Raw genomic sequence first — 25,561 nt, forward strand, 5'->3', positions numbered from 1 at the left:
GTACGACAGGGGCGGTAAGTCATACCGGGCCGAGCGACCGAGCAGTCCCCGGCTGGGGACGATCAAAAAGGTAACGGGGGGGGGGGCAGCCACTGCCGCGGGTCAGGCCGCCGGCAGATGTTCGGCGCGGGCGAGCACCTGGTCGATGAGGCCGTACTCCCGGGCCTGTTTGGCGGTGAACCAGCGGTCCCGGTCCCAGTCGCGCTGGATCTCGTCGAGCGTCCGTCCACTGTGCTGAGCGATCAGCTCCTGCATGGTGCGCTTGACGTGCAGCATGTTTTCGGCCTGGATGGTGATGGCCGAGGCGGTGCCGCCCATCCCGCCCGACGGCTGGTGCATCATGATCCGGGAGTGCGGCAGCGCGTACCGCTTGCCGGCCGTGCCGGCGCAGAGCAGGAACTGCCCCATCGACCCGGCGAACCCGAGCGCCAGCGTGGCGACGTCGTTGCGCACGTAGCGCATCGTGTCGTAGACCGCCATTCCGGCGCTCACCGAGCCGCCCGGCGAGTTGATGTAGAGGTAGATGTCCCGGTCGGGGTCCTCGGCCGCGAGCAGCAGGATCTGCGCGCAGATCTGGTTGGCCGACTCCTCGGTCACCTCGGTGCCGAGGAAGACGATCCGCTCCCGCAGCAACCGCTCGAACACCTGGTCACCGAAGGTCGGCTGCCCGCCGTCCAGCATCCGCACGCCGTACCCGATCATGTGTCGCCACCTTCCGCCGTGCCGGCGGGCGGCGGAGGCGCCCGGGGAGCCGGCCCCTCCAGCGTGCGCGCGCCGGCGGTTGCGGCCCAGGGATTCTGCCGGCGGCAGATCCGCCCAGGGCAGAACCCCGGCCGGCCTACACCAGGGTCAGCCGCCGCCGGCCCGTCCGGACCCGGCGGCAGGCCAGCATCTTGGAGGTACGCGGACCGGGGCGCCCGGTCGGCGCGGAGGCGATCAGCCGAATCCGGAGCCCCGCTCCTCCGACGGTCGACCCGACGGGCGAGGCTGGACCGCAGACGTGCAGGACCGGCCCGCCGAGCCGCAGCACCGGCCCGACCGGATGCCGTACGGGGGCCGGGGCGGCGGCCACGGGTGGCGTCACCCCACCGGGCTGAAAACCGATCCGGAACGCGGGGGTGGTCTCGTCGCGTGCCGAGGGCACCCGCTCCAGCCGAGCCAGAGCGGCCCGGGGTGCGGCGGGCAGGCGACGCTCAACCCGACGCAGGTCGTCGCGGGCCGCTTCGAGCAGGTCGGAGAGTTGGATGCCGAGCGCCCGGCAGATCGCCGCGAGCACCTCCGAGGAGGCCTCCTTGCGGCCGCGCTCGACCTCGGACAGGTAGGGCACGGACACCCCGGCGGACGCAGCCACCTCACGCAGTGTGCGGCCCTGGCTCTGGCGCAGCCGGCGCAGCACTCCGCCGATCACTCGTCGCAGCAACGACATGCGGACCTCACTCTCGCGGTCGTCGTCGGGGACATCCCCATCATGCCGGTTGTCGGCCGTCCGGGCCGACCCGTGCGTGCCGAGTCGGCCGTCGTCGTGGCCCGGGCGTGCGGTGTGCGGCGTACCCGCTATGTTGTGGGCGTGCAGGCGACGGCGGCGGAGCAGGTTCGACGGTGATCCATTTTCCCGCGCAGCGCCGGGGCCCACTGAGCGCGCTGAGCCTCCGGCTCGCGGCCGCCCTGGCTCTGGTCTTCGCCGTGGTGGCGGCGGTCTACCTGGACCGGGACGGCTACCGCGACGTCAACGAGGACGGCCTCACCCTGCTCGACTGCTTCTACTATGCGGTCGTCTCGCTCTCCACGACCGGCTACGGGGACATCACCCCGGCCGCGCCGTCGGCCCGGCTGGTCAACGTCCTGTTCGTCACCCCGGCCCGGGTGCTATTCCTGATCATCCTGGTCGGCACCACCCTGGAAGTCCTGACCGAGCAGTACCGGACCGGCCGTCGCCTGTCGCGGTGGAGGAGAGTCGTGAAGGACCACGTCATCATCTGCGGCTACGGCACCAAGGGCCGCAGCGCGGTCAACGCTCTGCTGGAGAACGGCCTGGACCGGTCGCGGATCGTGGTGGTGGAGCGCAGCGGCGTCGCCCTGCGGCAGGCCACGTCGGCCGGGCTGGTGGCGATCGAGGGGTCGGCGACCCGGTCGTCGGTGCTGAACGAGGCGCACGTCAAGAACGCCAAGGCAGTGATCATCGCGACCGACAGCGACGACGCCTCGGTGCTGGTGGCGCTGACCGTCCGGCAGCTCACCGCCGGGCAGGTGCGGATCATCGCGGCAGCGCGGGAGGCGGAGAACGCCCCGCTGCTCAAGCAGAGCGGCGCGCACCATGTGATCGTCTCCTCGGCGACCGCCGGCCGCCTGCTCGGCCTCTCGACCTCGGCACCGCCGCTGATCGACGTGGTGGAGGATCTGCTCACGCCGGGGCAGGGCATGGCGTTGGCGATGCGTTCGGCAGAGCGGGACGAGGTGGGTCGCTCGCCGCGTGAGCTGGAATCACTGGTGATCGCCCTGGTCCGGCGGGGCAAGGTGGTCACCCTGGCCGACAAGGCCGGCGCGGTGATCGAGACCGGCGACATGCTGGTGCACGTCCGCGACGACCGTCCGTCCACGGACACGGTCTGACGTACGCGCGTCAGCAGGCGTCGGGCTCCTGGATGAGCGCTTCGCCGCAGCTGATCGGTGTCGTGGTGGCGGCCCGCCTGAGCAGCTCGTAGAGCGTCTCCCGCTCGGCTGGCTCCAGCCCCCCGACACTTCGCCTCGTCGACGAGGTGAAGCGGGCCGACGTGGTCCTGCTCGGGCTGCCGCTCTACAACTACGGCGCGCCGAGCAGCGTCAAGTCCTGGGTCGACCACCTGATCGTCGCCGGCCTCACCTACGACCCGACGACCCAGGAGGGCCTGCTCAGCGGTCGCGAGTTCGTCGTGGTGGCCACCCGGGGCGGCGGCTACGGCGAGGGCACCCCGCGGCACGGCTGGGACCATGCCGAGCAGTGGCTCCCGCACGGCCTGTCGATGACCGGGCTGGAGCCGCGCTTCATCAGCGCGGAGCTGACCCTGGCACCCACGGTGCCGGCGATGGCCGAGCTGATCCCGCTGCACGAGGCCAGCCTGGCGGCGGCGCAGAAGGAGATCGACAACCTGTGGACGCCGGCCTCGGCCCAGCGCTGAGACGGCACCGGTACGACGAAAGCGGCCGCCCCGGTGGGACGGCCGCTTTCGTTCAGGTCGGACAGGTCAGAGGATCGTCCAGGTGTCGCCGCTGCCCAGCAGGCCGGCGAGCTGCTGCTCGGGGGTCTCGGTGACCTTCGCCTTGGCGGCCGCCAGTTGGCTCTGCACGACGCTGTCGTAGGACGGCCGGTCCACCGAACGGAACACCCCGATCGGGGTGTTGCGCAGGTCCAGGCCGGGCAGCCGGGACAGCGCGAACGCGTACGCCGGGTCGGCCACCGTCGCGTCGTGCACGACGATCTCCTCCGGGCGGACCGAGCTGGTCTCCCGGACCTCCAGACCGAACGCGCCCGGCGGGTGCACCACGCAGAACCGCCCGTCCGCGCCAAAGGTGATGGGCTGGCCGTGCTCCAGGCGGATCAGGTAGTCGTCCCGCGTGGACGGGTCCTTGAGCTGCTCGAACGCCCCATCGTTGAAGATGTTGCAGTTCTGGTAGATCTCCACGAACGCCGAACCCTCGTGCTCGGCGGCGGCCCGCAGCACCGACTGGAGGTGCTTGCGGTCCGAGTCGATGGTCCGGCCGACGAAGCTGGCCTCCGCGCCGAGGGCGAGCGAGAGCGGGTTGAACGGGGCGTCCGCCGAGCCGGCCGGCGTCGACTTGGTGACCTTGCCGACCTCGGAGGTGGGCGAGTACTGCCCCTTGGTCAGACCGTAGATCCGGTTGTTGAACAGCAGGATCTTGAGGTTGACGTTGCGCCGCAGCGCGTGGATCAGGTGGTTGCCACCGATGGAAAGCGCGTCACCGTCGCCGGTGACCACCCAGACCGACAGGTCCGGCCGGGACACCGACAGGCCGGTCGCGATCGCCGGGGCCCGACCGTGGATCGAGTGCATGCCGTACGTGTTCATGTAGTACGGGAAGCGCGACGAGCAGCCGATCCCGGAGACGAACACGGTTCGCTCGCGGGGGATGTTCAGCTCCGGCATGAACTGCTGGATGGCCGCCAGGATGGCGTAGTCACCGCAGCCGGGGCACCAGCGCACCTCCTGGTCGGACTTGAAGTCCTTGGCGGTGAGCTTGAGGGCGACGGGCTCAGACATTCTTCAGGACCTCTTCCAGCGTCGTCTCCAGCTCGGCGGCCGTGAACGGCAGGCCGCGGACCTGGTTGTAGCTGATCGCGTCGACCAAATAGCGGGCCCGGATGACGTGGGCGAGCTGACCCAGGTTCATCTCCGGGATGACCACCTTGTCGTACGAGCGCAGCACCTCACCGAGGTTGGCCGGCATCGGGGCGAGGTGCCGCAGGTGTGCCTGGGCGATGGACAGCCCACGCTGGCGCACCCCGCGGCAGGCCGCGCCGATCGGCCCGTACGTCGAGCCCCAGCCGAGGACCAGCACCCGGGCGTCGCCGTCCGGGTCCTCCACCTCGATGTCCGGCACCGGAATCGTCTCGATCCGGGCCGCCCTGGTCCGCACCATGAAGTCGTGGTTCGCCGGGTCGTACGAGATGTCACCGGTCTTGTCGGCCTTCTCCAGGCCGCCGATCCGGTGCTCCAGCCCGGCGGTGCCGGGGATCGCCCACGGGCGGGCCAGCGTCTCCGGGTCGCGCAGGTAGGGCAGGAAGGTGGTGCCGTCGTCGCCGTTGGGCTTGGTGGCGAACTCGACCCGCAGGTCGGGCAGCGACTCCACGTCGGGCAGCAGCCACGGCTCCGAACCGTTGGCGACGTAGTTGTCCGACAGCAGGATCACCGGCGTGCGGTACGTCAGCGCGATCCGGGCCGCCTCCAGCGCGGCGAAGAAGCAGTCCGACGGTGACCGGGGCGCGATCACCGCGACGGGCGCCTCGCCGTGCCGGCCGTACAGCGCCATGTTCAGGTCGGCCTGCTCAGTCTTGGTCGGCATGCCGGTCGACGGGCCGGCCCGCTGCACGTCCACGATCACCAGTGGCAGCTCCAGCGCCACCGCGAGGGAGATGGTCTCGCTCTTGAGCGCCACACCCGGGCCGCTGGTGGTGGTCACGCCGAGCGACCCGCCGTAGGAGGCGCCCAGCGCCGCGCCGACGGCGGCGATCTCGTCCTCGGCCTGCATGGTCAGCACGCCGAACCGCTTGTGCTTGCTCAGCTCGTGCAGGATGTCCGACGCCGGCGTGATCGGGTACGCGCCGAGGAAGACCGGCAGCCCCGAGCGGACCCCGGCGGCGACCAGCCCCAGCGAGAGCGCCGCGTTGCCGGTGATGTTGCGGTACGTGCCCGGCTGCATCTTCGCCGGCTTGACCTCGTAGCGGACCGCGAAGTCCTCGGTGGTCTCGCCGAAGTTCCAGCCGGCCTTGAAGGCGGCGACGTTCGCGGCGACCAGCTCCGGGCGGGCGGCGAACTTGCGCTCCAGGAAGCGCAGCGTCGAGGAGTAGGGCCGGGAGTACATCCAGGAGAGCAGGCCGAGGGCGAACATGTTCTTGGACCGCTCGGCGTCCTTCTTGGACACCTGGTATTCGGCGAGCGCGCCGACCGTCATCGAGGTCAGCGCCACCGGGTGCACGATGTAGCCGGCCAGCGAGTCGTCGTCGAGCGGGCTGCTCTGGTAGCCGACCTTGGCGAGGTTGCGCTTGGTGAACTCGTCGGTGTTGACGATGATGTCCGCGCCGCGGGGCAGATCGGCCAGGTTGGCCTTGAGGGCCGCCGGGTTCATCGCCACGAGCACGTTGGGCGCGTCGCCCGGGGTGAGGATGTCGTAGTCGGCGAAGTGCACCTGGAAGCTCGACACGCCCGGCAGCGTGCCGGCGGGGGCCCGGATCTCGGCGGGGAAGTTCGGCAGCGTGGAGATGTCGTTGCCGAGCTGCGCCGTCTCCGAGGTGAACCGGTCGCCGGTCAACTGCATGCCGTCGCCGGAGTCGCCGGCGAACCGGATGACCACCCGGTCGAGTTGACGGATCTGCTTGGTCACTGTGCCACCTTCGTTCGCGACTGCGGGCTCCCCAGCGCTGTCGTTCCTCACCGAGAGCCTACGTCGAACGGACCCCCGACCCTCCCCGGAGGTCCGCCGACTGAGACCGGATCAACGCAAGAATTGCGGCGGAATGCGGGGCTTCGTCCCGGCCGCCGTAATTCAGATCACCGTCGGCCGGCCGGCGACGACCCCGGCCGGCAGCGGTCAGGGTCATCGATCGGTCAGTCGGTGGACCGGGTCGTGGGCCCGGGCGTCGACCCGCCGAACCGGCGACGCAGCGAGGTGGTCGCCAGTGTGAGAGCCAGCACCACCAGCAGCGCGGAGACCACGACCAGGATGACCGCGGTGCGCTGGACCGAGGTCATGCCGTCGTCGGTGGTGGCGCCCGCCGGGAGTACGCCCTGGGAGCCGGTCGGCGCGGGCGGCGAGACGACCGGCGTGGCCAGCGCGGCCGCCGCGGTGATCCGGAAACTCATCTGCAACCGCCGCGTCGCGCCGTTGCGCGGTTTTAGTTGACCGACCACCGCCCCGGACAGGGGCGCCTCCCGCTGGGCCTGTGGGGTCGCCTCCACCGGCAGCCGCAGCTCCCGGGTCTCACCCGCCGACAGCGGACCCGTGTCGCACCGGGTGCGGGACGCGTCGAGGGCCACGCAACCCGCCGGAGGGGTCGGCATGCTCACCCCCGCCGGCAGGACCACCTCCACCAGACCGGTGGCGTCCACCGTTCCGGTGTTGCCCAGCCGCACCGCCAGGGCGCTCTGCGCGCCACTGATGTCGAACGCGACCTCGTCGGCGGCCAGCGAGATGCCGGGCACCGGCGGGCCGGGCGGGAACAGCACCGCGAAGCCCTGGTCGTCGGCCAATTCGCCGGGCATCCCCGGCACGTCCGCGACGACCCGCACCGAGCCGCTGAGCGGCATCCGCTTCCAGGCGTCGCCGGCGACGCGGAGCCGGATCAGGCTGCTGAACCGGGTGCCCGCCTCGGTCGTCCAGGCCCCGCAGCCGTACGCGCCGCCGCCCTCCGCGACGCACCCGTTCGTGCCGGCGTCGCTCAGCCCGGCCGGCAGGGTGTACGACAGTCGGACCCGCTGCGCGGAGGTGCCGGTGTTCGCCACGGTGACCCGCAGCGTGGTGGTCGTGCTGGGCGCGTTCCAGTACGCCTCCGAGAGGGTGACGTCCTCGGTGGTCACCTGCACGCCGAGCGGGCTCGGCGGTGGTGCCGGCGCGCCGCGCTGCGCGGGCGGTTGGACCGGTGGCGGTGGTCCGGCCGTCGGCGGCCGGGTGGAGCCGCCCGGGGCGGGCGCGCTGGTGACCGGTGGCGGCGGCGCGGTCGTCGGCGGGGGCGCCGGCGGTGTCGTCTCCGGCGGCGGGGCGGTGGTCGGCGGGGCCGGGTCCGTCGGCGCGGGGTCGCCGCTGGGATCCACGGTCGGGGTGGGCTCCTCCGGTGCGGTGGTCTCCGGGTCCGGATCGGGTTCGGGCGCCGACTCCGTCACGGCGGTGACCGGATGGGTACGCGGTGCCGCCGCGCTGGCGAGCGCCGGCGTGACGGCGAGCGCCGTGAGCAACCCGAGCGCGAGCGACGTCGCCAGCAAATGCGTGGGACGCCACCCCGTGGCCCAGCGATCGGGCGAAACCTTCACGCGGGCCATCTGTCCTCCGGTGACATGGGTAGGTGTCCAATATTGTTAATAGTTGCCCCAGGTGCACTAGTCCCGCCTGGAAACAAATTCGTAACGTGTTGGGGACGGCCCCTTCCGGGCGGGCGGTAGGCTCCGGACGTGACCGGTTACCTGGGCTCGTACGCGACGCTCGGGCTCTTGCTGCTCGTCAGTGTCCTGTTCTTTGTGACGGCGTTCTCGGCCAACCGGGTGTTACGTCCGGCCCGTCCGGCCGACCCGTTCGGGAAGCGGACCAGCTATGAGTGCGGGCTCGATCCAGTCGGCGCGGACTGGGCGCAGATGCAGATCCGCTACTACGTCTACGCCTACCTGTACGTGCTGTTCGCGGTCGAGGCGGTGTTCCTCTTCCCGTGGGCGGTGGTCTTCGACCGGCCGGGCTTCGGCCTGGTCACGGTGGTGGAGATGGCAGTGTTCGTGGCGGTGCTCGCCCTCGGCATCCTCTACGCCTGGCGCAGAAACATCCTCCGCTGGACCTGACCCCCCACCGCCGCTGGACCTGACCCCTCCCACCGCCGCCCGGGCGCCCTCCCGTGGGCGCCCCACCCCCCGATGATCATGAAATTATTGTTCCGACACGCCGCGCGGCAGGGCAATAACCTCATGATCACCGCGCCTGGGGTTGGGTTGGGTTGGGGTTGGGCGGGGGTGGTTAGGCCAGGCCTCGCCTGGTGGCTGTGGGTGGGCGGTCGCCGCGGATCGAGGCCACCATGTCCAGCACCCGACGGGTTGGCCCGACCTGATGGGCCCGGAACACCCGGGCGCCCAGCCAGGCGGAGACCGCCGTCGCGGCGAGCGTGCCCTCCAACCGCTCGGCCACCGGCAGGTCGAGCGTCTCGCCGACGAAGTCCTTGTTGGAGAGCGCCACCAGCACCGGCCAACCGGTCGCGGTCAGCTCGTCCAGCCGACGGGTGATCTCCAACGAGTGCCGGGTGTTCTTGCCGAAGTCGTGCGCCGGGTCGATGAGGATTCCGTCGGGGCGTACCCCTGCCGCCACCGCGCGCTCGGCGAGCCCGGTCACCGTCCCGACCACGTCGTCGACCACGTCGTCGAACGCGGCGCGGTGCGGCCGGGTCCGGGGGGCGAGCCCGCCGGCGTGTGAGCAGACCAGCCCGGCGCCCGTGCTCGCCGCGACCCGGGCGAGCGTCGGGTCGGCACCCGACCAGGTGTCGTTGAGCAGGTCCGCGCCGGCCGCCACGGCCTCCGTCGCCACCTCGGCGCGCCAGGTGTCGATGGAGATCACCACCTCCGGGAAGGCTGCCCGTACGGCGGCGATGGTGTCCACCGTGCGGCGGATCTCCTCGGCCACGCCCACCTCGGTGCCCGGCCCGGCCTTGACCCCGCCGATGTCGATGATCTCGGCGCCCTCGGCGACCGCCCGCTCGACGGCCCGCAGCGCGCTGTCCGCGGCGAAGGTGGCGCCCCGGTCGAAGAACGAGTCCGGTGTGCGGTTGACGATGGCCATCACCACCAGCTCACCCGGCGCGAACGTCCGCGAACCAAGCCGAAGTGCCCCGGCCATGACGCCTCCCGCCTCTTGCGCGCCGTCGCCGCTGCTCCGGCCGCCACCGACGCTAGCCGGTCCGTGGGAGCGCGCGCGGGGCGGGCGTGGGCGTCGATGGGTGATCGGGGCGGTGGGGTCGCTACCGGCGGGCTGTCGTGCCACGATCAGTGCATGGGTCAGCTTCTGCTCCTCCTGGTCGTGGCGTTGACCGTCGCGGCGGTCGTCTTCGGCGTGACGGTGCTGGTCGGCGGCCGCGATACCGGCCTCGCTCCGACGGAACCGGATTCGCAGGCAGTCCCGCTGCCGGGCACCCGGCCGCTGCGGGAATCCGACGTGGGCGCGGTCCGCTTCGACACCGGGTTGCGCGGCTACCGGATGTCCCAGGTCGACCAGGCGATGCGCCGGGCGGCCTACGACATCGGCTACAAGTCCGAACTGATCGGCGTGTTGGAGGCGGAGGTCATCGCGTTGCGCGAGGGCCGGACCGACGACGCCGAGGTGCTGCGCCGTGCGCGCGAACAGTCCGCCGTTCCGACGCCCGACGCCACCGCCACCGCCACCGAGCCGGACGCGGACGCGGACGCGTCGCTCGCCGACGCCGACGACGAGGCGACGCCGGTTGGGGTGAGCGCCTCCCCGGCGGCCACCTCCCCGGCGGCCACCTCCCCGGCGGCCACCTCCCCGGCGGCGGCCACCTCCCCGGCGGTGGACGCCGACGGCGTGGCGCCGGCCGCCGACGACGCGGGCGTCCGCACGCCCGGCGACGACGAGTCGACCGATGCCGCCGAGGCCGAGGTCGAGCCGGCCGGGGGTGCCGGGCCGCACGGCGCGGTGGTCCGGTCGGAGTCGGCGTGACCGGCCCGGAGGGCGCTGATGATCTTCGGGAGGCGGCCCAACCCGGCGCCGGTGAGGTGACCGCCACGGTCATCGTGGACGCCCCGGCGCCCCGTGTCTTCGCCGCGCTGCTCGCCTGGGAACGGCAGTCGGACTGGATCCCGTTCACCCGGGTTCGGGTCGTCGAGGGCGACGGGCGCGAGGGCAGCCGGATCGAGGCGGTGACCGCGCTCGGCGGGGCGACGCTGCGCGACGAGATGCGGGTGGTCCGGGTGGACGAGCCGTACGAGATCGGGGTGGTGCACCACGGCCAGGTGCTGCGCGGCCCGGGCGTCCTGCGCTGCACCGAGCTCGGCCAGTCCCGGACCCAGGTCGTCTGGCACGAGTGGTTCCACCTGCCGGGCGGCCGGGCCGGCCAGCTGGCGTGGCCGGTGCTCTGGCCCGGTTCCAAGCTCGGCCTCACCCAGGCGCTGAAGAGGTTCGCGCGGCTGGTCGAGCAGGGCCGCCTGCCCTGACCGTGCCGCGGCTCGGGTGAGTCCGGCTGTCGGTCCGATGGCCTAGCGTGTGCGACGTGAGTGACCTGGTGATCGGCGCCGACGGGCTGGCCCGCTGCGCCTGGGGGGCGAGCACCCCCGACTACGCCGTCTACCACGACACCGAGTGGGGGCGGCCGCTGCACGGCGACGACGCGCTCTACGAGCGGATGACGCTGGAGGCGTTCCAGTCCGGGCTGTCGTGGCTGACCATCCTGCGCAAGCGGCCGGCGTTCCGGCTGGCCTTCGACGAGTTCCACATTCCCGCCGTGGCCGGCTACGACGACACCGACGTGGCCCGGCTGCTCGCCGACGCCGGCATCGTCCGCAACCGGGCCAAGATCGAGGCGGCGATCGCCAACGCCCGGGCCGCCCAGGACCTGCCCGACGGGCTGTCCGCGCTGCTCTGGTCGTACGCGCCGGAGCGGCGGCCGGCCCGTCCCGCCTCGTTCGCCGAGCTGGCGCCGATCACCGCCGAGTCGACGGCGATGGCCAAGGCGCTCAAGAAACGCGGCTTCCGCTTCGTCGGCCCCACCACGGCGTACGCCCTCATGCAGGCCACCGGGATGGTCGACGATCACATCGTCGGCTGCCACGTCACCCGCTGACTTCCGGCGTGATGGGATGACAGGCATGACGACCGAGACCGCGTACCGGGCCGGTGGGGCCGGCCACGCAGACGGGCCAGGCACCTGGGCGGTGCTGCTGCCCGCCGAGCGTTACGAGGCCGAGCGGCTCGTGCACCACGACTCGCTGAAGCTGACCGGCCTGACCGAGATCGGGCGGCCGGGCCCCGGTGACCGGGTGGCGGTGCTGGCCGACGCGCCGCCGCGCCTGGTGGCCCTCGGCCGGGTCACCGCGCCGACGCAACGGCACCGTGAGGACCCGGACGACCCGCAGTCCCCGGTCGAGCCGGAGACGCTCGTCGTGACGTACACCCGACGGGCCTTCGACGAGCCGGTACCGGCCGACCTGCTGACCCTCGACGGGCCGGTCACCGCCCTGGACCCGGCGGCCTTCCGGGCGCTGGCCGACCAGCTCGGCCCGCCCCCGGCGCGGCGCACCTGGCTGGTCAGCCTGGACCTGCCGATCGAGGCCGGCACGCCGGCCGAGGCGGTACGCCTGTTCTGGTCGTACGTGCAGGAGCTGGGGCCGCGTGAACTGCCCGCCTTCGTCGCACCGTCCGGCGACGAGCTGGCGATGCAGGCGTTCGTGCTCGGCGCGGAGGCCAACCAGGACCCGGAAGAGGGCGACTAGAAGAGTTTGTCCAGGCGTCCCCGCCAGTCGGCGAGCACCGGCCCCGGATCGGCGCCCAACACACGTTCCAGCAGCGTGGCGTAGACGTCCCGGAAGTCGGTCGTGTACTTCAGGTCCCCGTCGTCGAGGTCGGTGAGGCTGGGCGCGTCCCCGTGCCAACCACCGCGCACTCCCGCGCCGAGGAGCAGCATGTCCGAGGCGGTGCCGTGGTCGGTGCCGTCGGAGGCGTTGGCCCGTACCCGGCGGCCGAACTCGGAGTAGACGGCCACCACCACCTTGCGGCCCGCCTCGGTGCGGCTCATCCGGTCGGCGAAACCGGTCAACGCCCGGTCGAGCTGGCCCAGCAGCACGGCCTGCAACTGCTTCTCGTCGGCGTGGGTGTCGAAGCCGCCCAGGGACACCGAGAAGACCCGGGTGGACACCCCGGCCTCCACACACTGCGCGACGAGGTCCAGCTGCGCGTCCAGCGGCGTACGCGCCCCGCCGGTGGCGGTCGCCGGCGCCTGCTCGCCGTCCGGGTCCGCCGCGTCCGGGTCGCCGGAGTCGCGGACCTCGCGGATCATCTGGTCCACCGAGCGCATGTCGCCGAAGCAGGCGGCGGCCCGGGCGCGGGCCGGCGACTCGCCCGCCTCGGCGGCGGAGAACGCCTTCAGCGTCTCCGCCGGCAGTCCCTTAGCGGCCTTGCGGTCGGTCACCGGAACGGCGGCGCCCGCGCTGCGCTCACCGGCCAGCAGCGGCGGCAGCGCCGGCTCGAAGGAGACCGCGAGCCGAGGGTCGCCGCCCGCCCGGTCCAGCCAGCGACCGAGCCAGCCGGTGGTGCCCGGCCGGTCCGGCTGCGCCGTGTGCCAGATGTCCATCGACCGGAAGTGGCTGCGGTCCGGCTTCGGGTAGCCGACCCCGCGCACGATCGCCAGACCGCCGGCGGACCAGCGCTGGTGCAGGCCTTGCAGTGCCGGGTTGAGGGCGAAGTCGTCGTCGAGGCGGCGCACCTCCCCGTCGGGGTACGCCAGCTCGGGGCGGGCCGCCCGGTAGGCCGGATCGTCGTACGGGATGACGGTGTTCAGGCCGTCGTTTCCGCCATAGAGGGTGACCAGCACCAGCGTCTGCGACTGCGGGTCACGGTCTCCGGCGGTGTCCAGCAGGTCCCGCAGGTTGTACGCGCCAGCGCCGGCGGCCAGCGCGCCCGCGCCGACCACCCCGCTGGTGAGCAGGAACTTACGTCGGGTCAGGGTGTCCATCTTCGCGACTCCTCCGCTCAGCTGACGGTGTACTCGGGGCTGACGAGGCCGGCTGCCAGCAGCTTGCGGGGTTCGCCGGCCAGCGGTGTGAGGGCGGCCCGGGTGCGGGTGCCCCAGCCGTCGACGACCAGCAGCCGGGCCAGGGCGTCCGCCCGGCCGGCGGCGGGCGCGGCGGTCAGCCGGTCCAGCACCGCCGGGGTGGCTGCGGTGGCGAGCATCCCGGCCAGCCGGAGTCGAGCCTGTAGCGACGAGGCGGTCAGCCAGGCCGCGCCGGCCGGCCAGCCGCCGACGCTGGGCGGTCGCAGCGGCACCTGGTCCAGCGCGTTCAGGCCGCCCAGCAGTTGCTTGCGCTGCTGCTCGGGCAGCGCCTTGGGGCGGATGCCGAGTTGTCGCAGCGCGCCGACCATCCACTCCACGGGCTGCTTCACCAGAGTGCCGCGGGTCTGGGCGAAGGCCGGCGACGAGAACAGCGTGCGCAGGGTCGCGATGGTGTCCGCTCCCGCCAGGCCGTCCGGCGTCGGGACGTCGGTGCCGGCGTAGCGGAACCAGAGCCGTCGGGCCACGAACGTCGCCGCCGCCGGCTGGGCGGTCAGCAGTCCGGCGTACGCCTCGGCGTCGAAGCGGCCGGTCTGCCCGAGGATCGTCTTCTCAGCGGGGTCGTGTCGTTTGGCCTCGAAGCGGGCCACTCCGGTACGCCGGTCGACCGTCCAGCCGGTCAGCGCCCGCGCTCCGGCCTTCACATCGGCCTCGGTGTAGCCGCCGATGCCGAGGGTGAACAGCTCCATCAGCTCACGCGCCAGGTTCTCGTTCGGTGCCTTACGGGTGTTCTTCTGCCCGTCCAGCCAGATGATCAGTGCCGGATCGCGCACCATCGCGGCGACCAGCGGAGCCGACGGCCCGCGCCCGTGCCGGCGCAGCGTCTCCAACTGGCCCAGCATCATCCGCGCCGACTTGACCTTCTGGGCGCTCGTCGCCCAGTGCCCGTGCCAGAAGAAGAGCAGCTTCTCGGTCAGCCCGTCCTCGGCGGCGACCATCCGGTCCAGCCACCAGAGGGTCACCTGCTGAAGTTGCTCCCGGCGCTGGGCGTTGGCCTTCTGCCGCTGTTCGCGGGTGGACTCCTTGGTCAGCGCGGCGTACGGGTCGGCGGGCAGCGCCGGCAGTGGGGTGGCCGCCGCGCCCCGGTCGGCTCGCCCGGGGGCGAGCAGGTTGTCCAGGGTCGCCGCCGCCCCGGCCCGCTCGGCCGCGTCCACCTCGTCGGCGGTCGGCCCGAAGGTGGCCCGGCGCAGCAGGTGCGCCACCGCTTCACGATCGCTCATGGACGCCGACGCTAGGGGGCCCGCGTACGAGGACGGTAAGGACGCGGTGCGAATCGCGTTCAGTGTCCCTCGAAGACCGGTTTCTGCTTGGCGACGAAGGCGAGGGTGGCCGCCTTGTGGTCGGCGGTGGCGCCGCAGATCGCCTGGGCCTGGGCCTCGGCCGAGAGGGCGTCGGCGAGCGTGCCGGCGTCGGCGATCGAGAGCTGCCGCTTGATCGCCCCGTACGCGACGGTGGGGCCGGCCGCGAGTCGGGCGGCCAGTTCCTGCGCGGCGGGCAGCACCTGCTCGTCGTCGTCCGTCAGACGGGTGAGCAGCCCCAGCCGACAGGCCTCCTCGGCGCGGACCGGTTCGGCCAGCATCAGCAGCTCCACCGCCTTGGCGTGGCCGACGAGCCGGGGCAGGGTCCAGGAGGCGCCGGTGTCGGCGGCCAGACCGACCTTGGCGAAAGCCATCAGGAAGCTGGTGCTCGGGCCGCCGATGCGGATGTCGGCCAGGAAGGCCAGCGACGCGCCCGCCCCGGCGGCCATCCCGCGTACGGCGGCCACCACCGGCTTGGGCAGGTTGGCGAGCCGGGCGGCGATCGGGTTGTAGTGCACCTGGAGGGTGCCCAGCGGATCGGTCGGGCCATTCTCGAGTGTCGACACGTGCTCCCGCAGGTCCTGCCCGGCGCTGAACGATCCGCCCGCCCCGGCCAGCACGACCGCCCGGCAGGACCGGTCGGTCGCCAGCTCCGCCAGGGTGTCCCGCAGCGCCTCCTTCAACGCGACGTCGAGCGCGTTCATCGCCTGCGGCCGGTTCAGCGTGAGGGTGACGACGGCGTCGGTCCGGTCGACGAGCAACGGCTCGGTCACGTGTCTAACGACCCTTCTGTCGAACGATGCGGTTGCCGGCGTCGAGGCACTGCTCGACGTACCTGTCGGCGGCCGGACGCAGGCGGGCCGCGTGCCGGTCGAAGAAGCTGGCCGCGGCGGTGCCGGGCCAGCGCTCGGGCAGCAGCGCCGGGGGAAGCTGCGGGTCCCGGAACAGGAAGGTACGCCACGCGTGCACGAGCCGGAACCGGGCCGCGTACGCCTCCTCGTCGCTGCTGCGCACGGTGACCGCGCTCAGGAGGGGGCGCTGGTCGGCGACGAACCGCTCGTACGCGCGGCCGATCTCGGCCAGGTCCCACGCGCGGCGGACGACGCCCATCGCGCCGGGGGTGCCGGAGAAGTGCGAGGCCGTGAACCGCTCGAATCGGATGCCGGCCTCGGCCAGCAGCAGGTCGACGTCCTCGGCGGGCCGGGTCGCCACCCACGTCTGCTCGTCGAGGGTGCCGTAGCCGAGGAAGCTGAGGGTGGCGGCGAGTCGCTGCCGGTCCCGCCGGGAGCCCGGTGCGTCGAGGACGAGCAGATCGAACCGGCCGTCCCAGGTGACCCGGCCGGTCCGGTAGATCCGGGCCGACGCCTCGTCGAGTCGTCGAGCGGCTTTTGGTGTGATCGAATATCCCGGTCCGGAGGCCAGCCGGAGCGGGTGGAGCCAGCCTTGACGCACCATCCGGGACACGGCGGTGCGAACGGCGGGCGGCGCGATTCCCAACGGCGCCAGTAGCTTGACCAGGGCGGCGACCGGTGCGCGGCCACCCCTCGGTCGGAGGTGGTCGCCGTACAGGTCGAAGAGTGCCGACCGTGCCTGCATGACCGCACATTGTGACAGGCCTTCTCAAGATAAGCTAGATGCTGTTACATCAATGCTGCTCCGGTTTGGGTCCGGCGGTGTTCATCAGGGAAAATCGTCTGTCGACACCCCCGCGAACGTTGCGGGTGGTCGTGACGAAGTGGCTGTGGGGCAACCCACCGACCCTGGTGTAGGTCTGAGGGGAGACAACATGGCGGCGATGAAGCCGCGGACGGGCGACGGTCCGCTGGAAGTCACCAAGGAGGGTCGGGGCATCGTCATGCGGGTCCCGCTGGAGGGCGGTGGCCGGCTCGTCGTCGAGATGACTCCCGACGAGGCCAACGCGCTCGGTGACGCGTTGAAGGCAGCCGCCGGCTGAGTGAGGGACGACCTGGACGGCGTACGCCGATCGGGGCGTTTCTTGGACCCTGAGCCACCGGGATCGCCGGTGGCTCAGGGTCTTCATCGCTGTGGGCGGGCAGCGGCCCGACCCGCTTTGTGAAACTTCCTGGAGGTGCGGTTCCGCGTGCTCGCCATCCGTCCGCTCGCCCAGCCCGAACGGCTCGACGTCCTCGTCCTGCCCGTGCGCCCCGTCGATCCGGCGGCGGGAGGTGACGCCTCGGCGGAGCTGGCGCCTACCGCCGTGACGCCGCCGGACGGCACCACCGAAGAGGCTGCCGCGCTGGTGCCGGCCGCCCGACTGAGCGGACGGGCCGGCGAGATCAGCACCCAGCTACGTCCCGATCGCAGGCCCGGTCGGCTGGTGCTGCTCGGTATCGGCGACGGCGGGGAGTCTGCCTGGCGCGCGGCCGGCGCGGCCCTGGCCCGCTCGGCGGCAGATGAGACGCACATCACTATCGTGCTGCCGACCGAGGTGACCTCGTCCGCGATTCGCGGGCTGACCGAGGGGTTGTTGCTCGCCTCGTACCGGTTCCGCCTGACCGACGCCGACGAGCCGCCCGCGCTCGGCAGCGTCGATCTGCTGGTCGCCGACCCGACGGCCCACGAGGACACCGTCGCCACCGCGCGGACCACCGCGGCGATGACCCGCCTCGCGCGCGACCTGACCAACACTCCCTCCTCGGTGAAGACCCCGCAGTGGTTCGCCGACCAGGTGGCCTCGGCCGCCGCCGACCTGCCGCACCTGCGCCTGAAGGTGCGTGGCCCGGCCGAGCTGGCCGCCGAGGGCTTCGGCGGGATCCTCGCCGTGGGCGGTGGCTCGGCCAGCGGCCCGCGTCTGCTCGAGATGGACTGGCATCCCGCGGACGCGCGTACCCACGTGGTGCTGATCGGCAAGGGCATCACCTTCGACACCGGCGGCATCTCGATCAAGCCGGTGCCCGCGATGAAGCTGATGCGCAAGGACATGGCCGGCGCCGCGGCGGTAGTCGCCGCCACCCTCGGCGCGGCGGCGCTGCGCCTGCCGGTCCGCGTCACCACCCTGGCCCCGCTCGCCGAGAACATGGTCAGCGGCTCGGCGTTCCGTCCGGGCGACGTCATCCGGCACTACGGCGGGACGACAAGCGAGACGACCAACTCCGACGCCGAGGGCCGCCTCGTCCTCGCCGACGCGCTGGCCTACGCGGTACGGCAGCTCAAGCCCGACCTGCTCGTCGACCTCGCCACCCTCACCGGCGCCAACGCCGTTGCGCTGGGCAAGCGGACCGCCGCCCTCTACAGCGAGAACGACGACCTGGCCGCCGATGTGCTGGCGGCGGTCGAGGCGGCCGGCGAGGCGGCCTGGCGGATGCCGTTGTACAGCGACTACGTCGAGTACCTGGGCAGCGAGATCGCCGACCTCTACAGCGCGCCGGCCCAGGGTGCCGGCTCGGTGACGGCCGCGCTCTACCTGCGGGAGTTCACCGGCGACCTCCGGGACCGTTGGCTGCACCTGGACATGTCCGCCCCGTCCTGGGCGGACGGCGACCAGGCGGAGCTGAGCCGTGGTGCGACGGGTTGGGGTGTCCGCTCGCTGCTGCGCTGGTTGGCCGCCGTCGACTGACCGTCAGCACTTCACGGCGGCGAGCACCCCGTGCCCGACCGGGAGCAGCGCTGGAATCCAGTGCTCCGACTCCCGCAGTGCCTTGATCGTTTCGCGGACCGTCACCGTCTCCGCGTCCCGGGCGGCCGGGTCGGCGATCCGGCCGCCGGCCAGCATGCCGTTGAGCGCGAGCACGCCACCCGGGCGCAGCAACCGCAGCGCCGCTTCCACGAAGGCGTGGAACCCGGTCACCTCGGCATCGACGAAGACGAGGTCGTACGCCCCGTCGGCGAGCCGGGGCAGCACGTCCAGCGCTCGGCCGGTGATGATGCGGGTACGGCCGGCGGGGAAGCCCGCCTCGGTGAAGATCCGCCGGGCGATCCGCTGGTGCTCCACCTCCAAGTCGATGGTGGTGAGCACGCCGTCGACACGCATGCCACGCAGCAGCCAGACACCGCTCACGCCAGTGCCGGTGCCGATCTCCACGACCGCGCGGGCGTTGCCGGCCGCGGCCAGCAGCCGCAGCGCCGCCCCCGCTCCGGGGGTGACCGCGTCGAGGCCCACCTCGTGGGCCAGGCTGCGGGCGGTGCGTAACACGAGATCCTCGGTCACGTACGACTCGGCGAACTGCTGAGCCTGGCTCGTCGAACTGCCGGAACCGGCGGCCGTGGCGATGGGGCACCTCCGGGCGGCGCGTGGTGCGGGGGCGGGTTGGCACTGTGAGCGTAGAGGCGACCGGCGCGAGGCGCAGCCGGGCCTCCGTCCCTCCACGATCACCGGAGGCAACCGCTGACTCCACCGCGCGCATCCGTGCGATCCTGGAAGCGGTATTCCGTCAGCCTCGACCGCGCCGAACCGTGGCTGGGTGACGCCGTACGGAATCCGGGGGACGGACTGGGAGGCACCGACGTGACCGACGGCTGGGAATGGCGCCGGGACGGTGAGACTCCGGCTCCGGCGCACCCGCCCGGGGTCGGAGTCCCGTCGGCGGGTCCGTCGGCCGCGCCGGGAAGCGGCACCGCGCCGGCGTCCCCGGCGGGCGACACCGCAGCCGTGGCCGGGCTGTCGCACGCGCCCACCGTGCCGCAGGCGGGCCCGCCCTCTTCGACCGCGAGTGGGTTCGCCGCAGCCGGCGCGTCGCCGTGGTGGTCCGACGCGCTCGGCGATCCGTGGCGTGACCCGGCGGCCCCTGCCGCGGTGGTGGTGCCTCAAGTGGTGGCCGCCGGCACCGAGCCCGAGCCGGTAACCGACCCGGACGCGCCGGGCCGACCCACGTTGCGGCACCTCCTGCTCGTTCCGGTGATCACGGCTCTGCTGGCGGGCACCCTCGGCGGCGCGCTGGGCTACGCGTTCGCGGTGCGTGGCGGCGCGGCCGGGACGGTGCTCGGGGCGGAGGCCGCGGAGCCACCGGCGCTGGCCCAGCGCAAGCCGGAGTCGCTGGCCGGGGTCGCCGAACGCGTCCTGCCCAGCGTGGTCACCATCCGCGTCAGCAGCCTCGGCGGGACCAGCGAGGGCTCGGGGTTCATCGCCAGCGCCGACGGGCACGTCATCACCAACGACCACGTGGTGGCCAACAGCAGCGGCAAGGCCTCGGTGGTCTTCAACGACGGCAGCTCCGCTCCGGCGACCGTCGTCGGTCAGGACCCGGAGTCCGACATCGCGGTGATCAAGGTGAACCGGACGGGGCTGCGGCCGGTGGAGTTCGGCGACTCCGACGCGCTGGCCGTCGGTGACCCGGTCCTCGCGATGGGCTCACCCCTGTCGCTGGCCAACACGGTCACCGCCGGCATCGTGAGCGCGCTGGACCGGACGATGCAGGCTGGTGAGCCGGGCGGTCCGGTGCGCTACTACGCGGCGATCCAGACCGACGCCGCGGTCAACCACGGCAACTCGGGCGGCCCGCTCGTCGACGGCGCCGGGCGGGTGGTCGGCGTCAACTCCACCATCAAGTCGCTGGTGGCCGATGGGCAGGAGGCCGGCAACATCGGGCTCGCCTTCGCCATCCCGATCAACCAGGCCAAGCGGGTCACCCAGGAGATCATCGGTACCGGCAAGGCCCGGCGTACGGTCATCGGCGCCCAGGTCGGCGGCTCCGGCGCGGGTGCCGGCGGCGGCGTACGACTGGCTGCCGTGGAGCCCTCCGGCCCGGCGGCCGGGGCCGGGCTCAAGGTCGGTGACGTGATCCTGAAGCTCAACGGCCGACCGATGACCGAACCGACCGACCTGATCGCACTGGTCCGCAAGTTCGCCCCGGGGTCGGTGGTGACCGTCGAGTTCCGTCGGGGTAGCGCGCGGCGGAACACGTCGGTGACTCTCGCGGCGGATGCGAAGTGAACAGCGGGTCACCCCCTGCCGGAAAGCCGCCCGACGTGCGTAGTCTTGCTGCTGACGCCGAGAGGAGGCCCGCGGGATGCTCGACAACCTGAACTGGTGGGAGATCGGTGCGCTGCTGCTCCTGGCGCTGTTGATCTTCGGCGACCGGCTGCCTGCCGTGATCAACGACGGCCTGCGGTTGGTGCGCAATCTGCGCAACATGGCCCACAACGCCACCGGTGACCTCAGTCGCGAGCTGGGCACCGACATCCAGCTCGAAGACCTGCACCCGAAGGCCTTCATCCGCAAGCACCTCCTCAGCGAGGAGGACGAGGCGGCGATCCGCAAGCCGTTGCAGGGCGTCTACGACAACCTGCGCGCGGACGTCAACGGCGTGCACAACGACCTGAAGGACGTGGCCAACGCCGCGGACCTGCGGTCGAACGGGACGCGACCCACCACCGCCACCGGCACGCCCTCGACGCCGGCGCCCCGGGTCAGCTACGACGACGCCACCTGATCCGGCACCCGAACGAGAACGCCCCGCAGGCCCGAATGGCCGGCGGGGCGTTGTCGATCCGGGCGCTCAACGCCCGGCGGGCTTGAGGCCGAGCGGCTTGCCGAGCAGCGACTCGCGTCGCAGCGCGAGCCGGTCGGCGACGGTACCCAGCGCCTGCGCGGCCGGGGACTCCGGCTCGGCCAGCACGATCGGGTTGCCGGCGTCGCCGGCCTCCCGGAGCCGGGTGTCCAGCGGGATCTGTCCCAGCAGCGGCACCTGTGCGCCGATCGTCCGGCTCAACGACTCGGCGACCGCCGCGCCACCGCCGGTGCCGAAGATCTCCATCCGGGAACCGTCCGGCAGCTCCAGCCAGGACATGTTCTCGATGACGCCGACCACCCGCTGGTGGGTCTGCAGGGCGATCGCACCCGCTCGTTCGGCCACCTCGGCGGCGGCGGTCTGCGGGGTGGTCACGATCAGGATCTCCGAGTTGGGCAGCAACTGGGCCAGCGAGATGGCCACGTCGCCGGTGCCCGGGGGCAGGTCGAGCAGGAGCACGTCCAGGTCGCCCCAGTAGACGTCGGCGAGGAACTGCTGCAACGCCCGGTGCAGCATCGGGCCGCGCCACACCACGGCCGCGTTGCCCGAGGTGAACATGCCGATCGAGATGACCTTCACGCCGTGCGACTGCGGCGGCATGATCATGTCTTCGACGCGGGTCGGCCGGCCGTCCGCGCCGAGCATCCGGGGCACCGAGTGACCGTAGATGTCGGCGTCGACCACGCCCACGGAGAGCCCACGGGCGGCGAGCGCCGCCGCCAGGTTGACAGTCACGCTGGACTTGCCGACACCACCCTTGCCGCTGGCCACCGCGTACACCCGGGTGCGTGAGCCGGGCTGGGCGAACGGGATGACCGGCTCCTCGCTCGCCCCGCCGCCGCGCAGCTGGGCCTGGAGCGACTGCCGCTGCTCGGGGCTCATCACACCGAAGTCGATCTGCACGCCGGTCACACCCGGCACCGCCGCGACGGCAGCGGTGATGTCCGTACGCAGCTTGTCCTTGAGCGGGCAGCCGGCGACGGTGAGCAGCAGCTCGACCCGGACGACACCGTCCGCGCCGACCGTGGCGGAGCGGACCATGCCCAGCTCGGTGATGGGCCGGCGGATCTCCGGGTCGTTGACGGTGGCCAGGGCGGCCTGGATCGCGTCCTCGACGGTGCTCACGGGTGCTGACATGCCCGCAATGCTACGTCGCGGGGCATCCGGGCCGACCGCTGGCCGAGGGTGGTGTGAGCCAAACGATGAGCCGTCGTCAGCGCTCGGGCCGGGCGTCGCGGGCGTAGTCGCCGTCCAGCTCGTCGCGCGGCTCGTCCAGCCCGGGGCCGTCGGTCGACCGCTGGCTCTCCTTCTCCTGCTGCCGGCGCTCCAGGCGTTGCCGGCGCTGCCCCGCCTCGTCCAGCTCCTCGGCCAGCCGGGTCAGCTCGGAACGGAGGAAGTCACGCGTGGCCACCTCGCCGAGCGCGATCCGCAGGGCGGCGATCTCCCGTGCCAGGTACTCGGTGTCCGCCTTCTGGGCGGTGGCCCGCCGCCGGTCCTCCTCCAACGCCAACCGGTCCCGGTCGGCCTGCCGGTTCTGGGCCAGCAGGATCAGCGGCGCGGCGTAGCTGGCCTGCAACGACAGCACCAGCGTGAGGAACGTGAAGGTGTACGGGTCGAAGCGCAGGTCGGCCGGGGCGAGGGTGTTCCAGCCGAACCAGATCGCGATCACCACGGTCATGACGACGATGAAGTTCGCGGTGCCCATGCCCCGGGCGATGCCCTCCGACCAGCGGCCGAACGCCTCCGCGTCGAACCGGGGGAGTGTGATGCCCCGGGGCTCGCGGGGCTGGTCTAGCCGCTCTGTCCGCCGCTGCTCAGCCACCGTCGCCGTCCATCACCGCGTCGGAGGTGCCCGGGGCGCCCACGGCGTCCCGGTCGCGCCAGTCCCGGGGCAGCGAGTGGTCCAGGACGTCGTCGACAGTAACGGCGCCGACCAGCCGGCTGTTGCGGTCGATCACCGGCATGGCGACCAGGTCGTAGGTGGCCATGCGGCGGGTGATCTCCGGCAGTGGTGTGGTGGGACGCAGCGGGTCGATGTCGTTGACCACCACCTTGCCGAGCAGGTCGGCCGGTGGTTCGCGCAGCAACGCCTGGAAGTGCACCATGCCCAGGTAGCGGCCGGTCGGGGTGTTCTGTGGCGCCCGGGTCACGAAGACCTGCGCGGCGACGGCGGGAGAGAGCTGCGGCTCCCGGATGCGCGCCAGCGCCTCGGCGACGGTGGCGTCCGGCGGCAGGATGACCGGCTCCGAGGTCATCACGCTGCCCGCCGTCCCCGGGGTGTACTTGAGCAGCTGCCGTACCGGGTCCGCCTCGTCCGGCTCCATCAGGTCCAGCAGGACGTCCTGTTCCGGTGGGGGTAGTTCGTTGAGCAGGTCCGCCGCGTCGTCCGGGTCCATCTCCTCCAGCACGTCGGCAGCCCGTTCGCGGTCCAGCGCGGCGAGGATCTCCACCTGGTCGTGCTCCGGCAGCTCGCTGAGCACGTCGGCCAGCCGCTCGTCGTTCAACGCCGCCGCGACCTCGTTGCGCCGCGCGTCGGGCAGGTCCTGTAGCGCGTTGGCCAGGTCGGCGGGGCGCATGTCCTCCAGGACGGCGAGCAGGTTCGCCGTACCCCGGTTGTCGGCGATGCCGCTGAGCCCGCGCACCCGGTCCCACTCGACCTGGTGGAGGTGGCCCCGCCGGCTGAGCCGGCCGGTCTGCTCGCGGACCGCGACTCGGCTCAGCGACCACTCGCCGCCGCGGGCGCACTCCATGGCGACGTCCACCACCGCGCCGGGCTGGCCGCCCGGGTCGAGCTGTACGCGCCGGTCCAGCAGTTCCTGAAGCACCAAAAGCTCGTTCGGGCGCTTCTCGAAGCGCCGCAGGTTGAGCGTGCCGGAGCCGAGCACCACCGCGTCCGCGTCGATCGACGTGATGCGGTTGATGGACAGGAAGATCCGCCGACGCATCGGCATCTCGGCGACCAGACCCACCACCTCGGGCGGACGTGAGGTCGCCCGCAGCCGTGCCACGGCGTCACGGACCCGTCCCACCTGGTCACCGTTCGGATCGAAGACGGCGACTCCGGCGAGGCGGGCGATGTAGACCCGGGTCGGCGTACTCACGGGCACCAGCCTAAGCGCCTAGTGTTCATCAACATGTCGACCTTGGCCTACGAGATCGTGGACGTCTTCACCGACCGCCCGTTCGCCGGCAACCCGCTGGCCGTGGTGTTCGGCGCGGAGGCGCTGGCCACCGAGCAGATGCAGGCGCTCGCGCGGGAGTTCAACCTCTCCGAGACGGTGTTCGTGCTGCCACCGACGCAGGTGGGCGCCACCTACCGGGCCCGCATCTTCACGCCGGTCGAGGAGTTGCCGTTCGCCGGACATCCGAGCGTCGGCGCGGCGGTCACCGCGAGCCGGCGGGGCATGTTCGCCGTGGGGCAGGTCACCCAGGAGTGCGGGGCCGGCGTACTGCCGGTCGAGGTGACGGCGTCCGGGGCGACGCTCACCGGGGGCGGTCCGACCCTCGGCCCTGAGCTGGACCCGGAGCCGCTGTTGGAGATCGCCGGGCTGGTCGCGGACGACCACGACCGTGACGGGCCCGCTCCCCGGGTGGCCGGCTGTGGGCTGGAGTTCCCCTACCTGCCGGTCCACCCGGATGCGGTGGGCCGGGCACGGGTGAACCCGGCGGCAGCGGAACGGTACGGGGTGGCGCACGTCAGCGTCTTCTCCTGGGACGCCACCACGCAAACCGCGCACGCTCGGGTCTTCGTGCCGGGGCTCGGTGTCCCGGAGGACCCGGCGACCGGTTCGGCGGCGCTCGGGCTGGGCGTCTGGCTGGTGGCCAGCGGCCTGCTGCCCGCGGAGGGGCTGTCGCGCTACGCGGTGCGCCAGGGCGTGGAGATGGGCCGTCCGTCCGCGCTGGCCTGCACGGTGACCGCGGCGAACGGCGTGGCGGTCGGCGCTACCGTCGCCGGCCAGGTGATGCCGGTGGCCCGGGGTGAGATCGTCGTGCCGCCGTTCGTGGGCTGAACGACGCCGTCGATGCGGGAGGATGTGGGTGTGACGGACGAGGATGCCGCCGGTGGCACGCCGCTGGTCGACGAGGCGATGAAGAAGGCCGCCGTGGCCTGGGTCAGCGTGTCCGGTGGGCCGGCGCTCGCGCTCTGGTGCGCGCCGTTGGAGGGGGCGCTCCTCGTGGTGAGCGGGCCGGGTGAGCAGGCGGCGCCGGGCCTCGCCGACGCGACCGAGGCGCAGGTCACTCTGCGCGGCGACCACGGAGGTCGGATCGTCACCTGGCCGGCCCGGGTGACCCGGCTGGTACCGGGCACCGAGGCCTGGGACACCGCGGCGCCGCTGGTGGCGGGCAAGCGCCTGAACGCGCCCGGCCCGACCGCCGACCTGGTGGCCCGCTGGGCCGCCGAGGGTTGCGCCCTGAACCGCCTCGCCCCGGCCGGTGAGCCCCTGGCCGGGGCCGACCTGCCGTCCGACGCGCAGGCCGAGCAGCCGCGGGAGACTCCGGCGGTGCGCGCCACCCGTAAGCCGTTCCGCCTGCACCGGGTCCGCCGCCGCTGATCGGCG

Annotated in this window: 27 protein-coding genes; 13 read left to right on the plus strand and 14 right to left on the minus strand. The window is 72.7% G+C overall.

Annotation, left to right across the window (positions count from 1 at the left end):
• Positions 1 to 102: 102 nt before the first annotated feature.
• Together ACLQ24_RS11140 and ACLQ24_RS11145 are read right to left on the minus strand one after the other, a co-directional pair.
• On the minus strand, positions 103 to 702 hold the full coding sequence (locus ACLQ24_RS11140) for a ClpP family protease (protein ID WP_425890957.1): 600 nt from the start codon (positions 700 to 702) through the stop codon (positions 103 to 105).
• 136 nt (positions 703 to 838) lie between these two features.
• Complete coding sequence (locus tag ACLQ24_RS11145; protein WP_425890959.1) at positions 839 to 1,426, minus strand: helix-turn-helix domain-containing protein; 588 nt, start codon at positions 1,424 to 1,426, stop codon at positions 839 to 841.
• Positions 1,427 to 1,599: 173 nt separating this feature from the next.
• On the opposite strand from ACLQ24_RS11145, the gene ACLQ24_RS11150 reads away from it, so the two are divergent.
• Positions 1,600 to 2,610, plus strand: coding sequence for a potassium channel family protein (locus tag ACLQ24_RS11150; protein WP_425890961.1), 1,011 nt, complete (start codon positions 1,600 to 1,602; stop codon positions 2,608 to 2,610).
• Between the two features lie 146 nt (positions 2,611 to 2,756).
• Positions 2,757 to 3,155: an NAD(P)H-dependent oxidoreductase gene (locus ACLQ24_RS11155; protein ID WP_425890963.1), complete on the plus strand. Its 399-nt coding sequence runs from the start codon at positions 2,757 to 2,759 to the stop codon at positions 3,153 to 3,155.
• Between the two features lie 66 nt (positions 3,156 to 3,221).
• Here the strand turns inward: ACLQ24_RS11155 and ACLQ24_RS11160 are convergent, their stop codons facing one another.
• The 3 genes from ACLQ24_RS11160 to ACLQ24_RS11170 all read right to left on the minus strand — a co-directional run bounded on the left by ACLQ24_RS11160 (position 3,222) and on the right by ACLQ24_RS11170 (position 7,748).
• Entirely contained in the window at positions 3,222 to 4,256 is a 1,035-nt protein-coding gene (locus tag ACLQ24_RS11160) for a 2-oxoacid:ferredoxin oxidoreductase subunit beta (protein WP_425890964.1), read from the minus strand.
• Positions 4,249 to 6,096, minus strand: coding sequence for a 2-oxoacid:acceptor oxidoreductase subunit alpha (locus ACLQ24_RS11165; protein ID WP_425890965.1), 1,848 nt, complete (start codon positions 6,094 to 6,096; stop codon positions 4,249 to 4,251). The genes ACLQ24_RS11160 and ACLQ24_RS11165 overlap by 8 nt, the downstream gene beginning before the upstream one ends.
• Before the next feature lie 224 nt (positions 6,097 to 6,320).
• Positions 6,321 to 7,748 carry a hypothetical protein gene (locus ACLQ24_RS11170; RefSeq protein ID WP_425890967.1) on the minus strand — a complete coding sequence of 476 codons (1,428 nt, stop codon included), beginning with the start codon at positions 7,746 to 7,748 and terminating at the stop codon, positions 6,321 to 6,323.
• Positions 7,749 to 7,877: 129 nt separating this feature from the next.
• Between ACLQ24_RS11170 and ndhC the strand changes: the two genes are divergently transcribed.
• Positions 7,878 to 8,255, plus strand: a complete 378-nt coding sequence (ndhC, locus tag ACLQ24_RS11175; RefSeq protein WP_007455225.1) for an NADH-quinone oxidoreductase subunit A — start codon at positions 7,878 to 7,880, stop codon at positions 8,253 to 8,255.
• Between the two features lie 172 nt (positions 8,256 to 8,427).
• Here ndhC and folP read toward each other — a convergent pair whose 3' ends face one another.
• A complete protein-coding gene (gene folP, locus ACLQ24_RS11180; RefSeq protein WP_425890968.1) occupies positions 8,428 to 9,297 on the minus strand; it encodes a dihydropteroate synthase in 870 nt (289 codons plus the stop codon).
• A 153-nt stretch (positions 9,298 to 9,450) separates the two neighbouring features.
• Between folP and ACLQ24_RS11185 the strand changes: the two genes are divergently transcribed.
• The 4 genes from ACLQ24_RS11185 to ACLQ24_RS11200 are packed head-to-tail and all read left to right on the plus strand — an operon-like array spanning position 9,451 to position 11,903.
• Positions 9,451 to 10,134 carry a DivIVA domain-containing protein gene (locus tag ACLQ24_RS11185; protein ID WP_425890970.1) on the plus strand — a complete coding sequence of 228 codons (684 nt, stop codon included), beginning with the start codon at positions 9,451 to 9,453 and terminating at the stop codon, positions 10,132 to 10,134.
• Positions 10,131 to 10,628 (plus strand): SRPBCC family protein, encoded by a 498-nt coding sequence (locus ACLQ24_RS11190; protein WP_425890972.1) that lies wholly within the window; start codon positions 10,131 to 10,133, stop codon positions 10,626 to 10,628. The genes ACLQ24_RS11185 and ACLQ24_RS11190 overlap by 4 nt, the downstream gene beginning before the upstream one ends.
• 56 nt (positions 10,629 to 10,684) lie before the next feature.
• Positions 10,685 to 11,254, plus strand: coding sequence for a DNA-3-methyladenine glycosylase I (locus tag ACLQ24_RS11195; RefSeq protein WP_425890973.1), 570 nt, complete (start codon positions 10,685 to 10,687; stop codon positions 11,252 to 11,254).
• Between the two features lie 25 nt (positions 11,255 to 11,279).
• Positions 11,280 to 11,903 carry a hypothetical protein gene (locus ACLQ24_RS11200; RefSeq protein WP_425890975.1) on the plus strand — a complete coding sequence of 208 codons (624 nt, stop codon included), beginning with the start codon at positions 11,280 to 11,282 and terminating at the stop codon, positions 11,901 to 11,903.
• On the opposite strand, the gene ACLQ24_RS11205 is transcribed toward ACLQ24_RS11200, so the two are convergent.
• The 4 genes from ACLQ24_RS11205 to ACLQ24_RS11220 are packed head-to-tail and all read right to left on the minus strand — an operon-like array spanning position 11,900 to position 16,131.
• Entirely contained in the window at positions 11,900 to 13,141 is a 1,242-nt protein-coding gene (locus ACLQ24_RS11205) for a DUF1501 domain-containing protein (protein WP_425890976.1), read from the minus strand. The two genes, ACLQ24_RS11200 and ACLQ24_RS11205, sit on opposite strands and share 4 nt — an antisense overlap.
• Before the next feature lie 17 nt (positions 13,142 to 13,158).
• On the minus strand, positions 13,159 to 14,457 hold the full coding sequence (locus tag ACLQ24_RS11210; protein WP_425890978.1) for a DUF1800 domain-containing protein: 1,299 nt from the start codon (positions 14,455 to 14,457) through the stop codon (positions 13,159 to 13,161).
• A 59-nt stretch (positions 14,458 to 14,516) separates the two neighbouring features.
• Entirely contained in the window at positions 14,517 to 15,308 is a 792-nt protein-coding gene (locus ACLQ24_RS11215; RefSeq protein WP_425890980.1) for an enoyl-CoA hydratase-related protein, read from the minus strand.
• Positions 15,309 to 15,312: 4 nt separating this feature from the next.
• Positions 15,313 to 16,131, minus strand: coding sequence for a PaaX family transcriptional regulator C-terminal domain-containing protein (locus ACLQ24_RS11220; protein ID WP_425890981.1), 819 nt, complete (start codon positions 16,129 to 16,131; stop codon positions 15,313 to 15,315).
• Positions 16,132 to 16,321: 190 nt separating this feature from the next.
• Between ACLQ24_RS11220 and ACLQ24_RS11225 the strand changes: the two genes are divergently transcribed.
• A complete protein-coding gene (locus ACLQ24_RS11225; RefSeq protein ID WP_007455245.1) occupies positions 16,322 to 16,489 on the plus strand; it encodes a DUF3117 domain-containing protein in 168 nt (55 codons plus the stop codon).
• A gap of 147 nt (positions 16,490 to 16,636) precedes the next feature.
• Entirely contained in the window at positions 16,637 to 18,112 is a 1,476-nt protein-coding gene (locus ACLQ24_RS11230; RefSeq protein WP_425890983.1) for a leucyl aminopeptidase family protein, read from the plus strand.
• A 3-nt stretch (positions 18,113 to 18,115) separates the two neighbouring features.
• Here ACLQ24_RS11230 and ACLQ24_RS11235 read toward each other — a convergent pair whose 3' ends face one another.
• Positions 18,116 to 18,703: an O-methyltransferase gene (locus tag ACLQ24_RS11235; protein WP_425890984.1), complete on the minus strand. Its 588-nt coding sequence runs from the start codon at positions 18,701 to 18,703 to the stop codon at positions 18,116 to 18,118.
• 282 nt (positions 18,704 to 18,985) lie between these two features.
• Here ACLQ24_RS11235 and ACLQ24_RS11240 point away from each other — a divergent pair, with 282 nt between their 5' ends.
• On the plus strand, positions 18,986 to 20,425 hold the full coding sequence (locus ACLQ24_RS11240) for a trypsin-like peptidase domain-containing protein (protein ID WP_425891038.1): 1,440 nt from the start codon (positions 18,986 to 18,988) through the stop codon (positions 20,423 to 20,425).
• A gap of 76 nt (positions 20,426 to 20,501) precedes the next feature.
• The gene (locus ACLQ24_RS11245; protein WP_425890986.1) at positions 20,502 to 20,924 is read left to right on the plus strand and encodes a preprotein translocase subunit TatB; all 423 of its coding nucleotides are present in this window, start codon (positions 20,502 to 20,504) and stop codon (positions 20,922 to 20,924) included.
• Positions 20,925 to 20,990: 66 nt separating this feature from the next.
• On the opposite strand, the gene ACLQ24_RS11250 is transcribed toward ACLQ24_RS11245, so the two are convergent.
• From ACLQ24_RS11250 to ACLQ24_RS11260, 3 genes are all read right to left on the minus strand, one after another.
• Positions 20,991 to 22,139 carry an Mrp/NBP35 family ATP-binding protein gene (locus tag ACLQ24_RS11250; RefSeq protein WP_425890987.1) on the minus strand — a complete coding sequence of 383 codons (1,149 nt, stop codon included), beginning with the start codon at positions 22,137 to 22,139 and terminating at the stop codon, positions 20,991 to 20,993.
• Between the two features lie 76 nt (positions 22,140 to 22,215).
• Complete coding sequence (locus tag ACLQ24_RS11255) at positions 22,216 to 22,824, minus strand: DUF1003 domain-containing protein (RefSeq protein ID WP_425890988.1); 609 nt, start codon at positions 22,822 to 22,824, stop codon at positions 22,216 to 22,218.
• Positions 22,817 to 24,103, minus strand: coding sequence for a magnesium transporter MgtE N-terminal domain-containing protein (locus ACLQ24_RS11260; RefSeq protein WP_425890989.1), 1,287 nt, complete (start codon positions 24,101 to 24,103; stop codon positions 22,817 to 22,819). Before ACLQ24_RS11260 ends, ACLQ24_RS11255 begins: the two co-directional genes overlap by 8 nt.
• A 33-nt stretch (positions 24,104 to 24,136) precedes the next feature.
• On the opposite strand from ACLQ24_RS11260, the gene ACLQ24_RS11265 reads away from it, so the two are divergent.
• Both ACLQ24_RS11265 and ACLQ24_RS11270 read left to right on the plus strand, forming a co-directional pair.
• Positions 24,137 to 25,012 carry a PhzF family phenazine biosynthesis protein gene (locus ACLQ24_RS11265; RefSeq protein ID WP_425890990.1) on the plus strand — a complete coding sequence of 292 codons (876 nt, stop codon included), beginning with the start codon at positions 24,137 to 24,139 and terminating at the stop codon, positions 25,010 to 25,012.
• A gap of 12 nt (positions 25,013 to 25,024) precedes the next feature.
• Entirely contained in the window at positions 25,025 to 25,555 is a 531-nt protein-coding gene (locus ACLQ24_RS11270) for a hypothetical protein (protein ID WP_425890992.1), read from the plus strand.
• Positions 25,556 to 25,561: the final 6 nt, after the last annotated feature.

It is taken from the genome of Micromonospora sp. DT4 (genome assembly GCF_049841675.1).
In the GTDB taxonomy this organism is placed as follows: Bacteria; Actinomycetota; Actinomycetes; order Mycobacteriales; family Micromonosporaceae; genus Micromonospora.

What these genes read in the sequence shown, in the direction of transcription:
- ACLQ24_RS11140 (WP_425890957.1), bottom strand. Translation starts at nt 702, where the DNA reads ATGATCGGGTACGGCGTGCGGATGCTGGACGGCGGGCAGCCGACCTTC.
- ACLQ24_RS11145 (WP_425890959.1), bottom strand. Translation starts at nt 1,426, where the DNA reads ATGTCGTTGCTGCGACGAGTGATCGGCGGAGTGCTGCGCCGGCTGCGC.
- ACLQ24_RS11160 (WP_425890964.1), bottom strand. Translation starts at nt 4,256, where the DNA reads ATGTCTGAGCCCGTCGCCCTCAAGCTCACCGCCAAGGACTTCAAGTCC.
- ACLQ24_RS11170 (WP_425890967.1), bottom strand. Translation starts at nt 7,748, where the DNA reads ATGGCCCGCGTGAAGGTTTCGCCCGATCGCTGGGCCACGGGGTGGCGT.
- folP (WP_425890968.1), bottom strand. Translation starts at nt 9,297, where the DNA reads ATGGCCGGGGCACTTCGGCTTGGTTCGCGGACGTTCGCGCCGGGTGAG.
- ACLQ24_RS11185 (WP_425890970.1), top strand. Translation starts at nt 9,451, where the DNA reads ATGGGTCAGCTTCTGCTCCTCCTGGTCGTGGCGTTGACCGTCGCGGCG.
- ACLQ24_RS11200 (WP_425890975.1), top strand. Translation starts at nt 11,280, where the DNA reads ATGACGACCGAGACCGCGTACCGGGCCGGTGGGGCCGGCCACGCAGAC.
- ACLQ24_RS11205 (WP_425890976.1), bottom strand. Translation starts at nt 13,141, where the DNA reads ATGGACACCCTGACCCGACGTAAGTTCCTGCTCACCAGCGGGGTGGTC.
- ACLQ24_RS11210 (WP_425890978.1), bottom strand. Translation starts at nt 14,457, where the DNA reads ATGAGCGATCGTGAAGCGGTGGCGCACCTGCTGCGCCGGGCCACCTTC.
- ACLQ24_RS11220 (WP_425890981.1), bottom strand. Translation starts at nt 16,131, where the DNA reads ATGCAGGCACGGTCGGCACTCTTCGACCTGTACGGCGACCACCTCCGA.
- ACLQ24_RS11225 (WP_007455245.1), top strand. Translation starts at nt 16,322, where the DNA reads ATGGCGGCGATGAAGCCGCGGACGGGCGACGGTCCGCTGGAAGTCACC.
- ACLQ24_RS11245 (WP_425890986.1), top strand. Translation starts at nt 20,502, where the DNA reads ATGCTCGACAACCTGAACTGGTGGGAGATCGGTGCGCTGCTGCTCCTG.
- ACLQ24_RS11250 (WP_425890987.1), bottom strand. Translation starts at nt 22,139, where the DNA reads ATGTCAGCACCCGTGAGCACCGTCGAGGACGCGATCCAGGCCGCCCTG.
- ACLQ24_RS11265 (WP_425890990.1), top strand. Translation starts at nt 24,137, where the DNA reads ATGTCGACCTTGGCCTACGAGATCGTGGACGTCTTCACCGACCGCCCG.
- ACLQ24_RS11270 (WP_425890992.1), top strand. Translation starts at nt 25,025, where the DNA reads ATGCGGGAGGATGTGGGTGTGACGGACGAGGATGCCGCCGGTGGCACG.